The sequence below is a fragment of the Kocuria sp. ZOR0020 genome (assembly GCF_000800955.1).
Lineage (GTDB): Bacteria > Actinomycetota > Actinomycetes > Actinomycetales > Micrococcaceae > Kocuria > Kocuria subflava.
On record NZ_JROX01000452.1, the window covers coordinates 1 to 242 of the forward strand.

The window sequence follows — 242 nt, forward strand, 5'->3', positions numbered from 1 at the left end:
TTGGAAATGAATATACTGCAATTGTGTTTAAGACGGAACAGGTACAAGATTATATTTTAATTAATACAGATGTAAATGACGAATTTTATCAAGGCTGGAAGGGTACAACTGTACTAAACTTATTCCCTGTAATGAACTTTGAGCGATACAGAACTCGTATAATTGAAAAAGGTCAAATGGAGCTAGTTAATTTAAGTAAGGCAGAGCTTAAAATCAAGAGAAAGGCGGACTTTATTTAATGT

Annotated in this window: 1 protein-coding gene; it reads left to right on the forward strand. The window is 32.2% G+C overall.

Features of this window, described 5'->3' with window-relative positions:
- Window positions 1-239: hypothetical protein (locus tag L979_RS15665; RefSeq protein WP_231559566.1), on the forward strand; the 239-nt coding region annotated here is incomplete at its 5' end.
- Between the last annotated feature and the right edge of the window lie 3 nt (window positions 240-242).